This is a genomic window from Streptomyces sp. NPDC002788 (assembly GCF_053592115.1).
In genome coordinates this window covers 108,182-124,446 of the sequence record NZ_JBSFVB010000009.1, presented here as the reverse complement: position 1 = coordinate 124,446, position 16,265 = coordinate 108,182, and the positions used below count along the sequence as shown (strand labels likewise).

Below are 16,265 nucleotides of genomic sequence, written 5' to 3'. Positions count from 1 at the left end.
AGATGAGCAAGATCCTGATCCGTGGTGCGAAGGTGCTGGGCGGCGAGCCGCAGGACGTGCTGGTCGACGGCGGCACCATCGCCGAGGTGGGTGCCGGGCTGTCCGCCGATGGCGCGGAGGTCGTCGAGGCCGGGGGCAAGGTGCTGCTGCCGGGCCTGGTCGACCTGCACACGCATCTGCGCGAGCCCGGCCGCGAGGACTCCGAGACCGTCCTCACCGGCACCCGGGCCGCGGCCACCGGTGGCTACACCACCGTGTTCGCCATGGCCAACACCTTCCCGGTCGCCGACACCGCCGGCGTGGTCGAGCAGGTCTGGCGGCTCGGCAAGGAGCACGGCTACTGCGACGTCCAGCCGATCGGTGCCGTCACCGTCGGCCTGGAGGGCAGGAAGCTCGCCGAGCTGGGTGCCATGCACGAGTCGGCCGCCGGGGTCACCGTCTTCTCCGACGACGGCAAGTGCGTCCACGACGCCGTGATCATGCGCCGGGCCCTGGAGTACGTGAAGGCCTTCGGCGGTGTCGTCGCGCAGCACGCGCAGGAGCCGCGGCTGACCGAGGGCGCCGAGATGAACGAGGGCGTCGTCTCCGCCGAGCTGGGGCTCGGGGGCTGGCCCGCGGTGGCCGAAGAATCGATCATCGCCCGGGATGTCCTGCTCGCCGACCACGTCGGCTCCCGCGTCCACATCTGCCACCTGTCGACCGCCGGGTCCGTCGAGATCGTCCGCTGGGCCAAGTCCCGCGGCATCGCCGTCACCGCCGAGGTCACCCCGCACCACCTGCTCCTCACCGACGAGCTGGTCCGCACGTACAACCCCGTCTACAAGGTCAACCCGCCGCTGCGCACCGAGCGCGACGTGATGGCCCTGCGCGAGGCGCTCGCCGACGGCACGATCGACATCGTCGCGACCGACCACGCCCCGCATCCGCACGAGGACAAGGACTGCGAGTGGGCCGCGGCCGCCATGGGCATGGTCGGCCTGGAGACCGCGTTGTCGGTGGTGCAGGAGACCATGGTCGACACGGGCCTGCTGGACTGGGCCGGCGTCGCCGACCGCATGTCCGTCAAGCCCGCGCAGATCGGACAGGCCAAGGGTCACGGCCGTCCTGTCTCGGCAGGTGAGCCCGCCAACCTCACCCTCGTCGACACGGCATACCGTGGCCCTGTGGACCCCGCGGGCTTCGCCTCGCGCAGCCGCAACACCCCCTATGAGGGGCGTGAGCTGCCGGGCCGTGTGACGCACACGTGGCTGCGGGGCAAGGCCACGCTCGTCGACGGGAAGCTCACGTGACACCTGTACTCCTCCTGGCCGCCGAGAAGGAATCGGCGCAAGTGACCGACTGGGCCGCCCGTATCGGCTGGGTCGTCGGCCTCGCCCTGTTCGTCGCGCTCGTCTACTGGCTGATGCGCGAAGGCTGGAAGTGGCGCGGCACCCTCCAGGGCGACCTGCCCGAGCTGCCGACCACCCCGGACGACCCGGGCCCGGCGCGCTTGACGATGAGCGGCCGCTACCACGGCTCCACCACCGCCGGACAGTGGCTCGACCGCATCGTCGCGCAGGGTCTGGGCACCCGCAGCCGCGCCGAGCTCACGCTCACGGACGCCGGACTGGACGTCGTGCGCCCCGGGGCGAGCGACTTCTTCGTCCCGGCCGCACAGCTCCGCGAGGCCCGGCTCGACAAGGGCATCGCCGGCAAGGTGCTCACCGAGGGCGGCCTGCTGGTCGTCACCTGGGAGCACGGCGACCGGCTGATCGACTCCGGCTTCCGCTCCGACCACGCGGCCGAGCACAACGAGTGGGTCGAGGCCATCAACTCCATGATCGAAACGAACAGCAGGGAAGGCGCCGAACGATGACGACCTCCACCAGGGGAGCAGCCAAAACTCCCGCCGTACTCGTCCTGGAGGACGGCCGGGTCTTCCGCGGCCGTGCCTACGGGGCCGTGGGGGAGACCTTCGGCGAAGCGGTGTTCTCCACCGGCATGACCGGCTACCAGGAGACCCTCACCGACCCGTCGTACCACCGCCAGGTCGTGGTGATGACGGCACCGCACGTCGGCAACACCGGCGTCAACGACGAGGACCCCGAGTCCCAGCGCATCTGGGTCTCCGGGTACGTCGTGCGCGACCCCGCGCGCGTACCGTCCAACTGGCGCTCCCGGCGCTCGCTGGACGAGGAGCTGGCGGCGCAGGGCGTCGTCGGCATCTCCGGCATCGACACCCGCGCCCTCACGCGCCACCTGCGCGAGCGCGGCGCGATGCGCGTCGGCATCTTCAGCGGCGACGCCGTCCGGGACGACAGCGCACTCCTCGCGCGCGTGCAGGAAGCCCCGCAGATGAAGGGCGCGAACCTCTCCGCCGAGGTCGCCACCACCGAGCCGTACGTCGTCCCCGCGATCGGCGAGAAGAAGTTCACCGTCGCCGCCGTCGACCTCGGCATCAAGGGCATGACCCCGCACCGCATGGCCGAGCGCGGCATCGAGGTGCACGTGCTCCCGGCGACCGCGACCGTCGAGGACGTCTACGCGGTGAATCCGGACGGCGTGTTCTTCTCCAACGGCCCGGGCGACCCGGCCACCGCCGACCACCCCGTCTCCGTGATGCGGGGCGTCCTGGAGCGCGGCACTCCGCTGTTCGGCATCTGCTTCGGCAACCAGATTTTGGGCCGTGCCCTCGGCTTCGGCACCTACAAGCTGAAGTACGGCCACCGCGGCATCAACCAGCCGGTGCAGGACCGCACGACCGGCAAGGTCGAGGTCACCGCGCACAACCACGGCTTCGCCGTCGACGCCCCGCTCGACCAGGTCTCCGAGACCCCGTTCGGCCGCGCCGAGGTGTCGCACGTGTGCCTGAACGACAACGTGGTGGAGGGGCTTCAGCTCCTCGACCGCCCCGCCTTCAGCGTCCAGTACCACCCCGAAGCGGCAGCCGGCCCGCATGACGCCGCCTACCTGTTCGACCGCTTCGTATCCCTGATGGAGGGCCAGCGTGCCTAAGCGCACCGATATCCAGTCCGTCCTGGTCATCGGCTCCGGCCCGATCGTCATCGGCCAGGCCGCCGAGTTCGACTACTCCGGCACCCAGGCGTGCCGCGTGCTCAAGGCCGAGGGCCTGCGCGTCATCCTGGTGAACTCCAACCCGGCGACGATCATGACCGACCCGGAGATCGCCGACGCCACCTACGTCGAGCCGATCACCCCCGAGTTCGTCGAGAAGATCATCGCCAAGGAGCGGCCCGACGCGCTGCTGCCCACACTGGGCGGCCAGACGGCCCTCAACACCGCCATCTCGCTGCACGAGAACGGCGTCCTCGACAAGTACGGCGTCGAGCTGATCGGCGCCAACGTCGAGGCGATCCACAAGGGCGAGGACCGCGACCAGTTCAAGGAGGTCGTGGAGGAGGTCCGCAAGAAGATCGGCCACGGCGAGTCCGCCCGGTCCTACATCTGCCACTCCATGGACGACGTCCTCAACGGCGTCGAGGAGCTCGGCGGCTACCCGGTCGTCGTCCGCCCGTCCTTCACGATGGGCGGCGCCGGCTCCGGCTTCGCCCATAACGAGGAGGAGCTGCGCCGCATCGCCGGGCAGGGCCTCACGCTCTCGCCGACCACCGAGGTGCTCCTGGAGGAGTCCATCCTCGGCTGGAAGGAGTACGAGCTGGAGCTCATGCGCGACAAGCACGACAACGTCGTGGTCGTCTGCTCCATCGAGAACTTCGACCCCATGGGCGTGCACACGGGTGACTCGATCACGGTCGCCCCGGCCATGACCCTCACCGACCGCGAGTACCAGACCCTCCGCGACATCGGCATCGCCGTCATCCGCGAGGTCGGCGTCGACACCGGCGGCTGCAACATCCAGTTCGCGGTGAACCCCGAGGACGGCCGGGTCATCGTCATCGAGATGAACCCGCGCGTCTCCCGGTCCTCCGCGCTCGCCTCCAAGGCGACCGGCTTCCCGATCGCCAAGATCGCCGCCAAGCTGGCCGTCGGCTACACGCTGGACGAGATCCCGAACGACATCACGCAGGAGACGCCCGCCTCCTTCGAGCCGACGCTCGACTACGTGGTCGTGAAGGCCCCGCGCTTCGCCTTCGAGAAGTTCCCGAGCGCGGACTCCACCCTCACCACCACCATGAAGTCGGTCGGTGAGGCCATGGCCATCGGCCGCAACTTCACCGAGGCCTTCCAGAAGGCCCTGCGCTCGCTGGAGAAGAAGGGCAGCCAGTTCACCTTCGTCGGCGAGCCCGGCGACAAGGACGAGCTGCTGCGCGAGGCGGTCCGCCCCACCGACGGCCGGATCAACACCGTCATGCAGGCGATCCGCGCGGGCGCCACCCCTGAGGAGGTCTTCGAGTACACGAAGATCGACCCCTGGTTCGTCGACCAGCTCTTCCTGATCAAGGAGATCGCGGACGAGCTCGCCGCCGCCGCCGAACTCACGCCCGACCTGCTCGCCGAGGCCAAGCGGCACGGCTTCTCCGACCAGCAGATCGGCGAGATCCGCGGCCTGCGCGAGGACGTCGTCCGCGAGGTCCGGCACGCGCTGGGCATCCGCCCGGTCTACAAGACGGTCGACACCTGCGCCGCCGAGTTCGCCGCGAAGACGCCGTACTTCTACTCCTCCTACGACGAGGAGACCGAGGTCGCGCCCCGCGAGAAGGCGGCCGTCATCATCCTGGGCTCCGGCCCGAACCGCATCGGCCAGGGCATCGAGTTCGACTACTCCTGCGTCCACGCCTCCTTCGCGCTGAGCGACGCGGGCTACGAGACCGTGATGGTCAACTGCAACCCGGAGACCGTCTCCACGGACTACGACACCTCCGACCGCCTGTACTTCGAGCCGCTGACGCTCGAGGACGTGCTGGAGATCGTCCACGCCGAGCAGCAGGCCGGCCCGGTCGCGGGCGTCGTCGTCCAGCTCGGCGGCCAGACCCCGCTGGGCCTGTCGCAGGCGCTGAAGGACAACGGCGTGCCGATCGTCGGCACCTCCCCGGAGGCCATCCACGCCGCCGAGGACCGCGGCGCCTTCGGCCGGGTCCTCAAGGAGGCCGGCCTCCCCGCCCCCAAGCACGGCACGGCCACCACCTTCGCCGAGGCCAAGGCCATCGCCGACGAGATCGGCTACCCGGTCCTGGTCCGCCCGTCGTACGTCCTCGGCGGGCGCGGCATGGAGATCGTCTACGACGAGACGCGCCTGGAGGCGTACATCGCCGAGTCGACGGAGATCAGCCCGTCCCGCCCGGTCCTGGTCGACCGGTTCCTGGACGACGCGATCGAGATCGACGTCGACGCGCTCTACGACGGCGAGGAGCTGTACCTCGGCGGTGTCATGGAGCACATCGAGGAGGCCGGCATCCACTCCGGTGACTCGGCGTGCGCCCTGCCCCCGATCACGCTCGGCGGCTTCGACATCAAGCGCCTGCGCGCCTCCACGGAGGGCATCGCGAAGGGCGTCGGGGTGCGCGGCCTGATCAACATCCAGTTCGCGCTGGCGGGCGACATCCTCTACGTCCTGGAGGCCAACCCGCGCGCCTCGCGCACCGTCCCCTTCACCTCGAAGGCGACCGCGGTGCCGCTCGCGAAGGCCGCCGCCCGCATCTCGCTGGGCGCGACCATCGCCGAGCTGCGCGCCGAGGGCCTGCTCCCGGCGAGCGGCGACGGCGGCGAGCTGCCGCTGGACGCGCCGATCTCCGTCAAGGAGGCCGTCATGCCGTGGTCGCGCTTCCGCGACATCCACGGCCGCGGCGTCGACACGATCCTCGGCCCGGAGATGCGCTCCACCGGCGAGGTCATGGGCATCGACTCCGTCTTCGGCACGGCGTACGCCAAGTCGCAGGCGGGCGCCTACGGCCCGCTGCCCACCAAGGGCCGCGCGTTCATCTCGGTCGCCAACCGTGACAAGCGTTCGATGATCTTCCCGGCCCGCGAGCTGGTCGCGCACGGATTCGAGCTGCTGGCCACCTCCGGCACGGCCGAGGTCCTCAAGCGCAACGGCATCAACGCCACGGTCGTGCGCAAGCAGTCCGAAGGGACCGGCCCGAACGGCGAGAAGACCATCGTCCAGCTCATCCACGACGGCGAGGTCGACCTCATCGTCAACACCCCGTACGGCACGGGCGGCCGCCTCGACGGCTACGACATCCGTACGGCGGCCGTGGCACGCTCCGTGCCCTGCCTGACGACGGTCCAGGCGCTCGCGGCGGCGGTCCAGGGCATCGACGCCCTCAACCGCGGCGACGTGAGCGTCCGGTCGCTCCAGGAACACGCGGAACACCTGACCGCGGCCCGCGACTAGCCCAGCCCCGAGGGGGACACCGGAAACGGTGTCCCCCTCTTCGTGAGGACGCCACGTCTTCGTGAGGACACCATGTACAAGATCTTCTTCCGTCTCGTCTTCAAACGGCTGGACCCGGAGCAGGCCCACCACCTCGCCTTCCGCTGGATCCGCCTGGCCGCCCGCGTGCCCGTGCTGCGCACCTTCCTGGCGGCCGCCCTCGCGCCCCGTTACGAAGAGCTGCGCACCGAGGCCCTCGGGCTGCGCATGCACGGTCCCTTCGGGCTCGCCGCGGGCTTCGACAAGAACGCCGTGGGCATCGACGGCATGGCCATGCTCGGCTTCGACCACGTCGAGATCGGCACGGTCACCGGCGAGCCGCAGCCCGGCAATCCCAAGCAGCGGCTGTTCCGCCTGGTCAAGGACCGGGCGCTGATCAACCGCATGGGTTTCAACAACGACGGCTCGCTCCGGGTCGCCGCCCGCCTGGCCTCCCGTGCGCCGGTCTTCAAGCCGGTCGTCGGCGTCAACATCGGCAAGACCAAGGTCGTACCTGAGGAGGAGGCGGTCGCGGACTACGTGAAGTCCGCCGAGCGGCTGGCGCCGTACGCCGACTACCTGGTCGTCAACGTCTCCTCCCCGAACACGCCCGGTCTGCGCAACCTCCAGGCCACCGAGGCGCTCCGTCCGCTCCTGAGCGCCGTCCGCGAGGCCGCCGACCGCGCCGTGTCCGCGCGGCGCGTCCCGCTCCTGGTCAAGATCGCGCCGGACCTCGCCGACGAGGACGTCGACGCGGTCGCCGACCTGGCCGTGGAACTCGGCCTGGACGGCATCATCGCCACCAACACCACCATCGCGCGCGAAGGACTCGGTCTGAAGTCCGACCCCGCCCTGGTCAAGGAGACCGGCGGTCTGTCCGGGGCGCCCCTGAAGGAGCGCTCCCTGGAGGTCCTGCGCCGCCTCTACGCGCGCGTGGGCGACCGGATCACCCTGGTGGGCGTCGGCGGCGTCGAGAACGCCGAGGACGCCTGGCAGCGCATCCTGGCCGGCGCCACTCTGGTCCAGGGCTACAGCGCCTTCGTCTACGAGGGTCCCTTCTGGGGCCGCGCGATCCACAAGGGGCTCGCCGCACGCCTGGCCACGAGCCCCTACGCCACGCTCGCCGACGCGGTGGGCGCCGACGTGAGGAAGACGGCATGAGTGCCCTGGAACCCTTCGGCACGCGTCTGCGCCGGGCCATGGACGAGCGCGGCCCCCTGTGTGTCGGTATCGACCCGCACGCCTCCCTGCTCGCGGAGTGGGGCCTGAACGACGACGTGGCGGGCCTGGAGCGGTTCAGCCGCACGGTCGTCGAGGCGGTGGCCGACCGGGTCGCCGTGCTCAAACCGCAGAGCGCGTTCTTCGAGCGGTTCGGCTCGCGCGGCGTCGCCGTCCTGGAGAAGTCGGTGGCCGAGGCGCGGGCGGCGGGCGCGCTGGTCGTGATGGACGCAAAGCGCGGCGACATCGGCTCGACCATGGCCGCCTACGCCGAGTCCTTCCTGCACAAGGACGCCCCGCTGTTCTCCGACGCCCTGACCGTCTCGCCGTACCTCGGCTACGGCTCGCTGAGCCCGGCCGTCGCGCTGGCCCGGGAGAGCGGCGCCGGGCTGTTCGTGCTGGCGTTGACCTCCAACCCGGAGGGCGGCGAGGTCCAGCACGCCGTGCGCTCCGACGGCCGGAACGTCGGAGCGACCATGCTCGCGCACCTGGCCGCCGAGAACGCGGGGGAGGACCCCCTGGGGTCCTTCGGCGCGGTCGTCGGCGCCACCCTCGGTGACCTGTCGACGTACGACCTGGACATCAACGGCCCGCTCCTCGCGCCCGGCATCGGTGCCCAGGGTGCCACGCCGGCCGATCTCCCCCGGGTCTTCGGGGCGGCGGTGCGCAATGTCGTGCCGAACGTCAGCCGGGGAGTGCTACGCCACGGTCCCGACGCGGTCGCTCTGCGTGACGCCGCGGAGCGCTTCACGGAGGAGATCCGTCACACGGTCGCGTCCTGCTGACCTCCTCCCGAATCCTCCGATGAGTGCTCCCGGGTTCGCCTGAGTCTGAATACATCCTCAAATCCGGGGCAGTATGTCCTAAATGTCCGTTCAGATGAAGGCTGACCAGGACTTTTCCGCTGTTCTCGCTGACTCTGGCGGACTTGCCCGCTAGTCTCCGACGAGAGAACGGGCAAGCGTGTTGCTCGTGGCTCCCCAGGTGTGGGGCGACTAGGTTCCTCACCGGTCCGTATCCGACAGTTCGACATCCGAGGTGACGTAGGCGTGGCTCTTCCGCCCCTTACCCCTGAACAGCGCGCAGCCGCGCTCGAAAAGGCCGCCGCGGCTCGCCGGGAGCGGGCCGAGGTCAAGAATCGACTCAAGCACTCCGGCGCCTCGCTTCACGAGGTCATCAAGCAGGGCCAGGAGAACGACGTCATCGGCAAGATGAAGGTCTCCGCCCTTCTTGAGTCCCTGCCGGGCGTGGGCAAGGTCCGCGCCAAGCAGATCATGGAGCGACTCGGCATCTCCGAGAGCCGCCGCGTGCGTGGTCTCGGCTCCAACCAGATCGCCTCCCTGGAGCGCGAGTTCGGCAGCACCGGCTCCTGAACCGGGCACTCCGGGAAAGCGAGTCCGGCACTCCTGGGAAGCGAGTCCCGGGCACTCCGGGATTGCTGGATAATCGCTGCATGGCTGCAACACCCCGGGGGACGACCCCCGTGCCCCCGGACGTACGTCCGCGGCTGACCGTGCTCTCCGGCCCCTCCGGGGTCGGTAAGAGCACGGTCGTCGCCCATATGCGCAAGGAACATCCCGAGGTCTGGCTCTCGGTGTCGGCGACGACCCGCAAGCCCCGCCCCGGCGAGCAGCACGGAGTCCACTACTTCTTCGTCACCGACGACGAGATGGACAAGCTGATCGCCAACGGCGAACTGCTGGAGTGGGCCGAGTTCGCCGGCAACCGCTACGGCACACCGCGTGCGGCCGTGCAGGAGCGCCTGGAGAAGGGCGAGCCGGTACTCCTCGAGATCGACCTGCAGGGCGCCCGCCTGGTCCGGGAGTCGATGCCCGAGGCCCAGCTGGTGTTCCTGGCTCCCCCCTCGTGGGAGGAACTGGTGCGCCGACTCACCGGGCGGGGCACCGAACCGCCCGAGGTGATCGAGCGCCGGCTGCAGGCAGCGAAGATCGAACTGGCCGCCGAGCCGGAGTTCGACACCACCCTGGTCAACACCTCCGTCGAGGACGTGGCGCGCGAGCTGCTAGCCTTGATGGACGTCGTGTGACCATCGCTGATCGTTCCGGTCCGCTGATCACCTGACAGATTCTTTCCCATCCATCGGAAGGTAGAGCGTGTCCTCTTCCATCTCCGCGCCCGAGGGCATCATCAACCCGCCGATCGACGAGCTCCTCGAGGCCACCGACTCGAAGTACAGCCTCGTGATCTACGCGGCCAAGCGGGCCCGCCAGATCAACGCGTACTACTCGCAGCTCGGCGAGGGTCTCCTCGAGTACGTCGGTCCTCTCGTCGACACCCACGTCCACGAGAAGCCGCTCTCGATCTCCCTCCGTGAGATCAACGCGGGGCTCCTGACGTCCGAGGCCGTCGAGGGCCCGGCGCAGTAAATGCGATTTACAGCTTGACGCTGACTTATCCACAGGCCTGGCAGGTCGACTGCCGGGCCTGTGGTGTGTGATGGGACATGTACGTCGCCGAGGTCCGGGGAGAGACAGTGGACAAGCCGAAGGTCGTGCTGGGGGTCAGTGGCGGCATCGCCGCGTACAAGGCCTGTGAGCTGCTGCGGCGGCTGACGGAGTCGGGCCATGACGTGCGCGTCGTGCCCACCGCCTCCGCGCTGCACTTCGTCGGCGCCGCCACCTGGTCCGCCCTCTCCGGCAACCCGGTCTCCACCGAGGTGTGGGACGACGTGCACGAGGTCCCGCACGTCCGCATCGGGCAGCACGCCGACCTGGTCGTCGTCGCCCCGGCCACCGCCGACCTGCTCGCCAAGGCGGCGCACGGCCTCGCCGACGACCTCCTCACCAACACCCTGCTCACCGCCCGCTGCCCGGTGGTCTTCGCCCCCGCCATGCACACGGAGATGTGGGAGCACCCCGCCACCCAGGAGAACGTGGCGACGCTGCGCCGCCGCGGAACCCTGGTCATCGAACCGGCAGTGGGCCGCCTCACCGGCGTCGACACCGGAAAGGGCCGGTTCCCCGACCCGGCCGAGATCTTCGAGGCCTGCCGCCGGGTGCTGGCCCGGGGCGTGCGAGAGCCGGACCTCACGGGCCGGCACGTCGTGGTCAGCGCGGGCGGCACCCGCGAGCCCTTGGACCCCGTCCGCTTCCTCGGCAACCGCTCTTCCGGCAAGCAGGGCTACGCCCTCGCCCGCACCGCCGCCGCCCGCGGCGCCCGTGTCACGCTGATCGCCGCCAACAGCACCCTCCCGGACCCGGCCGGCGTGGACGTGGTCCCGGTCGACACGGCGGCGCGGCTGCGCGAGGAGGTGCTGAAGGCCGCCGCCGACGCCGACGCCGTGGTGATGGCGGCGGCGGTGGCGGACTTCCGCCCGGCCGCCTACGCGGCCGGGAAGATCAAGAAGAAGGACGATCAGGAGCCCGAGCCGATCACCCTGGTGCGGAATCCCGACATCCTCGCGGAGATCTCCGCCGACCGGGCCCGCGCCGGTCAGGTGGTCGTCGGCTTCGCCGCGGAGACGGACGACGTCCTCGCCAACGGCCGCGCCAAGCTGAAGCGCAAGGGGTGCGATCTGCTGGTCGTGAACGAGGTGGGGGAGCGCAAGACCTTCGGTTCCGAGGAGAACGAGGCCGTGGTGATCGACGCCGACGGCAGCGAGACGGCTGTCGCGCACGGCCCGAAGGAATCCCTCGCCGAAACGGTGTGGGACCTGGTGGCCGAACGCCTGAGCTGATGTCCCGGTCGCCGTACACCCTCTCGAATCCCGGTCGATCGGGGCGTGGCGACTCTGGCCAACGCCGCTCGGCATTGGGCAGAATGCCAGTGCCGCAGGTCACACCACTCCCGAGTGGCGAGACAGGGGGGCCGTGGCCGAAGCGTGACCGATAAACTGTTCCAAGGACGGCGCCGGGTGCAGCCCCCGCCGTCCGCCAATGATCAGCCAGCAGCCGCTGCAACCCCAGGGAGCGTTGTGTCCCGTCGTCTGTTCACCTCGGAGTCCGTGACCGAGGGTCACCCCGACAAGATCGCTGACCAGATCAGCGACACCATCCTCGACGCGCTGCTGCGCGAAGACCCGTCCTCTCGGGTCGCCGTCGAGACCCTGATCACGACCGGCCTGGTCCACGTGGCCGGCGAGGTTACGACCAAGACGTACGCGGACATCGCGACGCTGGTCCGGAACAAGATCCTCGAAATCGGCTACGACTCCTCGAAGAAGGGCTTCGACGGCGCCTCCTGCGGCGTGTCGGTGTCGATCGGCGCGCAGTCCCCGGACATCGCCCAGGGCGTGGACACGGCCTACGAGACCCGTGTCGAGGGCGACGACGACGAGCTCGACAAGCAGGGCGCGGGCGACCAGGGCCTGATGTTCGGCTACGCGACGGACGAGACGCCGACGCTGATGCCGCTGCCGATCTTCCTGGCCCACCGCCTGTCGAAGCGCCTGTCCGACGTGCGCAAGAACGGCACCATCCCCTACCTGCGCCCGGACGGCAAGACGCAGGTCACCATCGAGTACGACGGCGACAAGGCGGTCCGCCTGGACACCGTCGTGGTCTCCTCCCAGCACGCCTCCGACATCGACCTGGACTCGCTCCTGGCCCCTGACATCAAGGAGTTCGTGGTCGAGCCGGAGCTTAAGGCGCTGCTCGACGAGGGCATCAAGCTCGAGACGGAGAACTACCGTCTGCTGGTCAACCCCACCGGCCGCTTCGAGATCGGCGGCCCGATGGGCGACGCCGGCCTGACCGGCCGCAAGATCATCATCGACACCTACGGCGGCATGGCCCGCCACGGCGGCGGTGCCTTCTCGGGCAAGGACCCGTCCAAGGTCGACCGCTCCGCGGCGTACGCGATGCGCTGGGTCGCCAAGAACGTGGTGGCCGCGGGTCTCGCCACGCGCTGCGAGGTGCAGGTCGCGTACGCGATCGGCAAGGCCGAGCCGGTCGGTCTGTTCGTCGAGACCTTCGGCACCGCCAAGATCGACACGGACCGGATCGAGAAGGCGATCGACGAGGTCTTCGACCTCCGCCCGGCCGCCATCATCCGTGACCTCGACCTGCTCCGCCCGATCTACTCCCAGACCGCCGCGTACGGCCACTTCGGCCGCGAGCTCCCCGACTTCACGTGGGAGCGCACGGACCGCGTGGACGCGCTGCGGAAGGCGGCGGGGCTGTAGTCTCCGGCCCCCACGGCACTGCGCGAGGCCCGGCACCCCTTGGGGAGCCGGGCCTCGCCGCGTGCCGGGAGTCCTCCTGGGGGCCCTCGTGCCCTCCGGGGCGCGCAATCGGTTCGCGGACGACGGCAGGCGGTCCCTACGCTGGTGAGCGTGCCGGGGCGCCCGCTGGAGCCCTCGCGGGTTCGAATCCCGCCGTCGCCGGGCGGGTGCGCGTGGGTGGCCGAGTGGTCCAGGGCGAGTGCGTGCCGTCGCAGCCGGGGAACTCGGGCGCCGTCGCATGTCAGTGGCGTTTGGTAAGAATGCAAGCGTGAGCAGCGAGAACGAGCAAGCGGACGGCGGGGCGGAAGGCGCGCCGCCCGAGCAGCTCGCGCTCATCCGCGAAAGCGTGCGGAAGGCCAAGACGCCCCGGGCCAAGCCGCGGACATGGCGGGGGGCGGCGCTCGCCAAGGACCTGCCGGTCGCACGCGTCCTCGTCGACAAGGGCGTGCTCCATCTCGACCGGTACTTCGACTACGCCGTGCCCGAGGAACTGGACGAGCAGGCCCAGCCGGGCGTCCGGGTCCGGGTACGGTTCGGGGCGGGGCGGCACCGGGTGCGGGAGGGCCGCCGCGAGGGCGGCGGGCTGATCGACGGGTTCCTCGTCGAGCGGCTGCCCGAGTCCGACTACTCCGGGCCGCTGGCCGCCCTCGCCCAGGTCGTCTCGCCCGAGCGGGTACTGAGCGAGGAACTGCTCGGGCTGGCCCGGGCGGTCGCCGACCGGTACGCGGGCAGCCTCGCCGACGTCCTGCAGCTCGCCGTGCCGCCGCGCAACGCACGGGCCGAGCAGCGCCCGTCCCCCGAGCCCCTGCCTCCTCCCCGGGCGCCTGATGCAGGCTCCTGGCAGCGGTACGAGCGAGGCGCGGCCTTCCTGGAGTCGCTGGCCTCGGGCGGCGCACCCCGGGCCGTGTGGAACGCGCTGCCCGGACCGCAGTGGAGCGACGAGCTGGCCCGGGCCGTCATGGCGACGCTGTCCTCCGGGCGCGGGGCGCTCGTCGTCCTGCCCGACGGGCGGGCGGTCGCCCGGGTCGACGCCGCGCTGACCTCCCTGCTGGGTGAGGGACGGCACGCGGTCCTCACCGCCGACGCCGGTCCCGAGAAGCGGTACGCGCAGTGGCTCGCGGTACGGCGGGGATCCGTACGGGCCGTGATCGGGACCCGGGCCGCGATGTTCGCGCCGGTCCAGAACCTCGGCCTGGTCGCCCTCTGGGACGACGGCGACGACAGCCACAGCGAGCAGCACGCCCCGCAGCCCCACGCCCGGGAGGTGCTCCTGCTGCGCGCCGCCCAGGACGGATGCGGCTTTCTGCTGGGCAGCTGGGCCTGCACCGTGGAGGCCGCGCAGCTCGTCGAGAGCGGGTGGGCGAGGCCGCTCGTCGCCGGGCGCGAGCAGGTGCGGGCAACCGCTCCGCTCGTACGGACCGTCGGGGACGGGGATCTCGTCAGGGACGAGGCCGCCCGGGCCGCCCGGCTGCCTACCCTCGCCTGGCAGGCAGTCAGGGACGGTCTGCGGCAAGGGCCGGTACTGGTGCAGGTGCCCCGGCGCGGGTACGTGCCGCGCATGGCGTGCGCGAGTTGCCGGGCGCCCGCGCGGTGCCGGCACTGCGCCGGGCCGATGGAGACGCGGGACGGCGGCGCCCTGTGCTGCGGGTGGTGCGGACGCGAGGAGAGTGACTGGCACTGCCCGGAGTGCGGCTCCTTCCGGCTGCGCGCCTCGGTCGTGGGGGCGCGGCGGACCGCCGAGGAACTCGGACGGGCCTTCCCCGCGGTGCCCGTGCGCACCTCAGGGCGTGAACACGTGCTCGACACGGTGCCGGGGGCGCCCGCGCTCGTCGTGAGCACGCCGGGGGCCGAGCCGGTCGCCGAGGGCGGGTATGCGGCGGCGTTGCTGCTGGACGGGTGGGCGATGCTGGGGCGTCCCGATCTGCGGGCCGGGGAGGACGCGTTGCGGCGGTGGATCGCGGCCGCCTCCCTCGTCCGTCCGCAGTCGGCCGGCGGCACGGTGGTGGTCGTGGCCGAGCCGACGCTGCGGCCCGTGCAGGCGCTCGTACGGTGGGATCCCGTGGGTCACGCCGTGCGGGAGCTCGCTGAGCGGGCCGAGCTGGGGTTCCCGCCGGTGTCGCGGATGGCGGCCGTGTCGGGCCCGGGGGAGGCGGTGGCCGACTTCCTCCGGACGGCCGAGCTGCCGCCGGAGGCCGAGGTACTGGGGCCCGTGCCGTTGCCGGTTCCCGCCGCGGGGCGACCGCGGCGGGCGGGGGCGCCGCCGCCCGGCGAGCAGTGGGAGCGGGCGCTGCTGCGCGTGCCGCCGGGCAGAGGGGCTGCGTTGGCGGCGGCGCTCAAGGCCGCGCAGGCTGCGCGGATGGCCCGGGGGAGTGGCGGCGGGAGCGGGACCGGCGTCTGGGTGCGAGTCGATCCGGCTGACATCGGGTGAGCGGAGCCGTGAGCGAACCGGTGTGTACGGCGTGCGGAGCGGTGCGCTGATGCCGTGCGCCGGGTGTGTGTGGCGTGCCTGTGATGCCGCTGCGTCTCGTGGGTGAACTGGTGCCGTGACGCCGGTGTGCGACGGCGGGTGTGGACGGGTGTCCGGTGATGGCTCCTGGCACCGTGCGTGCGGGCGGGTGCCGGTGATGCCGTGTGGGTGACTGTGTGCGCCGGTGCCGTGTGTGCTGGGCATCGCCCGGATGCGCGACTGCCCTCCCGGAGCGTCCCGGGAGGGCAGGTGAGGGGGTCAGTCGGCGCGCGTCAGCCGTTGCGCGGACCCGGGAAGGCCGTCGGCCTCGCCTCGTCCTGGAGCGCCCGGCTGCCCGCCGTGGGCTGCGTCGGCATGGAGCGGGCTGCGGGGACCGTCGGCACCGTGGGGAGCCCGGCGGGCACATTGACCGCGCGGGTGCCCGTCGGCTCCGGCGTGCGCTCCGGCTCGGCCGTGGCCGTCTGGGCCGTGGCGCGACGGGTGCCGTAACGGCGGTGGACCGCCTGTTTGGTGACTCCGAGTGCGGAGCCCACGGCGTCCCACGAGAAGCCGAGTGAGCGGTCGAAGTCCACGGCCGCCGTGACCAGGGTCTCGACACTGTCCCGCAGCTCCTGGGCGAGACGTACCGTCGGGGCGGGGGCGCGTCCGTAGACGACGAAGCCCGTGGACGGGCCGGAGCGGCGCGGGCGGTAGACGTTGCCCAGCTGGGCGGTGAGTGTGCGCAGTGCGTCCACCTGCCGGCGGACCCGCTCGATGTCCCGCACCAGCAAGTGCAGGCTGGCCCGAGCCTGGGCGTCGTGGGTTGCGTGGTCGGCCATGAACAAGCCTCTCGAACCGGCGTTGAAAGGAATGGGCCGCGATCGCGGCCCGCTGTGGTCAACTCTGTCTTGACCAACGCGGATCCGCTCCGCGGGTCACGGTGTGGGGGCGTGGGGCATATGCGTGCGCCCGTTTGCGCGGGGTGTGCGCCTTCGGGCTGCGGCCTCGGAGTCGTCTCCACCCCCCGCACCGCCCGAAGCCGTTGGCCGAGAGGCTGAGCTCACCGCAGGGGCGGGCCGCCGTCGGCGGCTTCCCGTTTCGAGCTC

At 71.3% G+C, this 16,265-nt stretch carries 13 protein-coding genes; 12 read left to right on the top strand and 1 reads right to left on the bottom strand.

Going from position 1 to position 16,265, the window contains the following annotated elements:
- Positions 1-2: 2 nt before the first annotated feature.
- The 12 genes from ACWD1U_RS18380 to ACWD1U_RS18325 all read left to right on the top strand — a co-directional run bounded on the left by ACWD1U_RS18380 (position 3) and on the right by ACWD1U_RS18325 (position 15,141).
- Entirely contained in the window at positions 3-1,289 is a 1,287-nt protein-coding gene (locus ACWD1U_RS18380) for a dihydroorotase (protein WP_451108662.1), read from the top strand.
- Positions 1,286-1,855, top strand: coding sequence for a PH-like domain-containing protein (locus tag ACWD1U_RS18375; protein ID WP_451108660.1), 570 nt, complete (start codon positions 1,286-1,288; stop codon positions 1,853-1,855). The genes ACWD1U_RS18380 and ACWD1U_RS18375 overlap by 4 nt, the downstream gene beginning before the upstream one ends.
- Positions 1,852-2,994 (top strand): glutamine-hydrolyzing carbamoyl-phosphate synthase small subunit, encoded by a 1,143-nt coding sequence (carA, locus tag ACWD1U_RS18370; protein WP_338776484.1) that lies wholly within the window; start codon positions 1,852-1,854, stop codon positions 2,992-2,994. Before ACWD1U_RS18375 ends, carA begins: the two co-directional genes overlap by 4 nt.
- Entirely contained in the window at positions 2,987-6,295 is a 3,309-nt protein-coding gene (carB, locus tag ACWD1U_RS18365) for a carbamoyl-phosphate synthase large subunit (RefSeq protein ID WP_451108658.1), read from the top strand. The genes carA and carB overlap by 8 nt, the downstream gene beginning before the upstream one ends.
- Before the next feature lie 72 nt (positions 6,296-6,367).
- A complete protein-coding gene (locus ACWD1U_RS18360) occupies positions 6,368-7,474 on the top strand; it encodes a quinone-dependent dihydroorotate dehydrogenase (protein ID WP_451108656.1) in 1,107 nt (368 codons plus the stop codon).
- Positions 7,471-8,316 carry an orotidine-5'-phosphate decarboxylase gene (gene pyrF / locus ACWD1U_RS18355; RefSeq protein WP_451108654.1) on the top strand — a complete coding sequence of 282 codons (846 nt, stop codon included), beginning with the start codon at positions 7,471-7,473 and terminating at the stop codon, positions 8,314-8,316. Before ACWD1U_RS18360 ends, pyrF begins: the two co-directional genes overlap by 4 nt.
- Positions 8,317-8,580: 264 nt before the next feature.
- The gene (locus ACWD1U_RS18350; protein ID WP_003977346.1) at positions 8,581-8,904 is read left to right on the top strand and encodes an integration host factor; all 324 of its coding nucleotides are present in this window, start codon (positions 8,581-8,583) and stop codon (positions 8,902-8,904) included.
- An 80-nt stretch (positions 8,905-8,984) separates the two neighbouring features.
- Complete coding sequence (gmk, locus tag ACWD1U_RS18345) at positions 8,985-9,578, top strand: guanylate kinase (protein WP_451108652.1); 594 nt, start codon at positions 8,985-8,987, stop codon at positions 9,576-9,578.
- A 67-nt stretch (positions 9,579-9,645) separates the two neighbouring features.
- A complete protein-coding gene (rpoZ, locus tag ACWD1U_RS18340) occupies positions 9,646-9,918 on the top strand; it encodes a DNA-directed RNA polymerase subunit omega (RefSeq protein WP_030247008.1) in 273 nt (90 codons plus the stop codon).
- Positions 9,919-10,025: 107 nt separating this feature from the next.
- The gene (coaBC, locus tag ACWD1U_RS18335) at positions 10,026-11,228 is read left to right on the top strand and encodes a bifunctional phosphopantothenoylcysteine decarboxylase/phosphopantothenate--cysteine ligase CoaBC (protein WP_451108650.1); all 1,203 of its coding nucleotides are present in this window, start codon (positions 10,026-10,028) and stop codon (positions 11,226-11,228) included.
- A 237-nt stretch (positions 11,229-11,465) separates the two neighbouring features.
- Positions 11,466-12,674, top strand: a complete 1,209-nt coding sequence (gene metK / locus ACWD1U_RS18330) for a methionine adenosyltransferase (RefSeq protein ID WP_363121126.1) — start codon at positions 11,466-11,468, stop codon at positions 12,672-12,674.
- Positions 12,675-12,981: 307 nt separating this feature from the next.
- Positions 12,982-15,141 (top strand): primosomal protein N', encoded by a 2,160-nt coding sequence (locus ACWD1U_RS18325; RefSeq protein ID WP_451108649.1) that lies wholly within the window; start codon positions 12,982-12,984, stop codon positions 15,139-15,141.
- Between the two features lie 311 nt (positions 15,142-15,452).
- Here ACWD1U_RS18325 and ACWD1U_RS18320 read toward each other — a convergent pair whose 3' ends face one another.
- Complete coding sequence (locus ACWD1U_RS18320; protein WP_451108648.1) at positions 15,453-15,998, bottom strand: hypothetical protein; 546 nt, start codon at positions 15,996-15,998, stop codon at positions 15,453-15,455.
- Between the last annotated feature and the right edge of the window lie 267 nt (positions 15,999-16,265).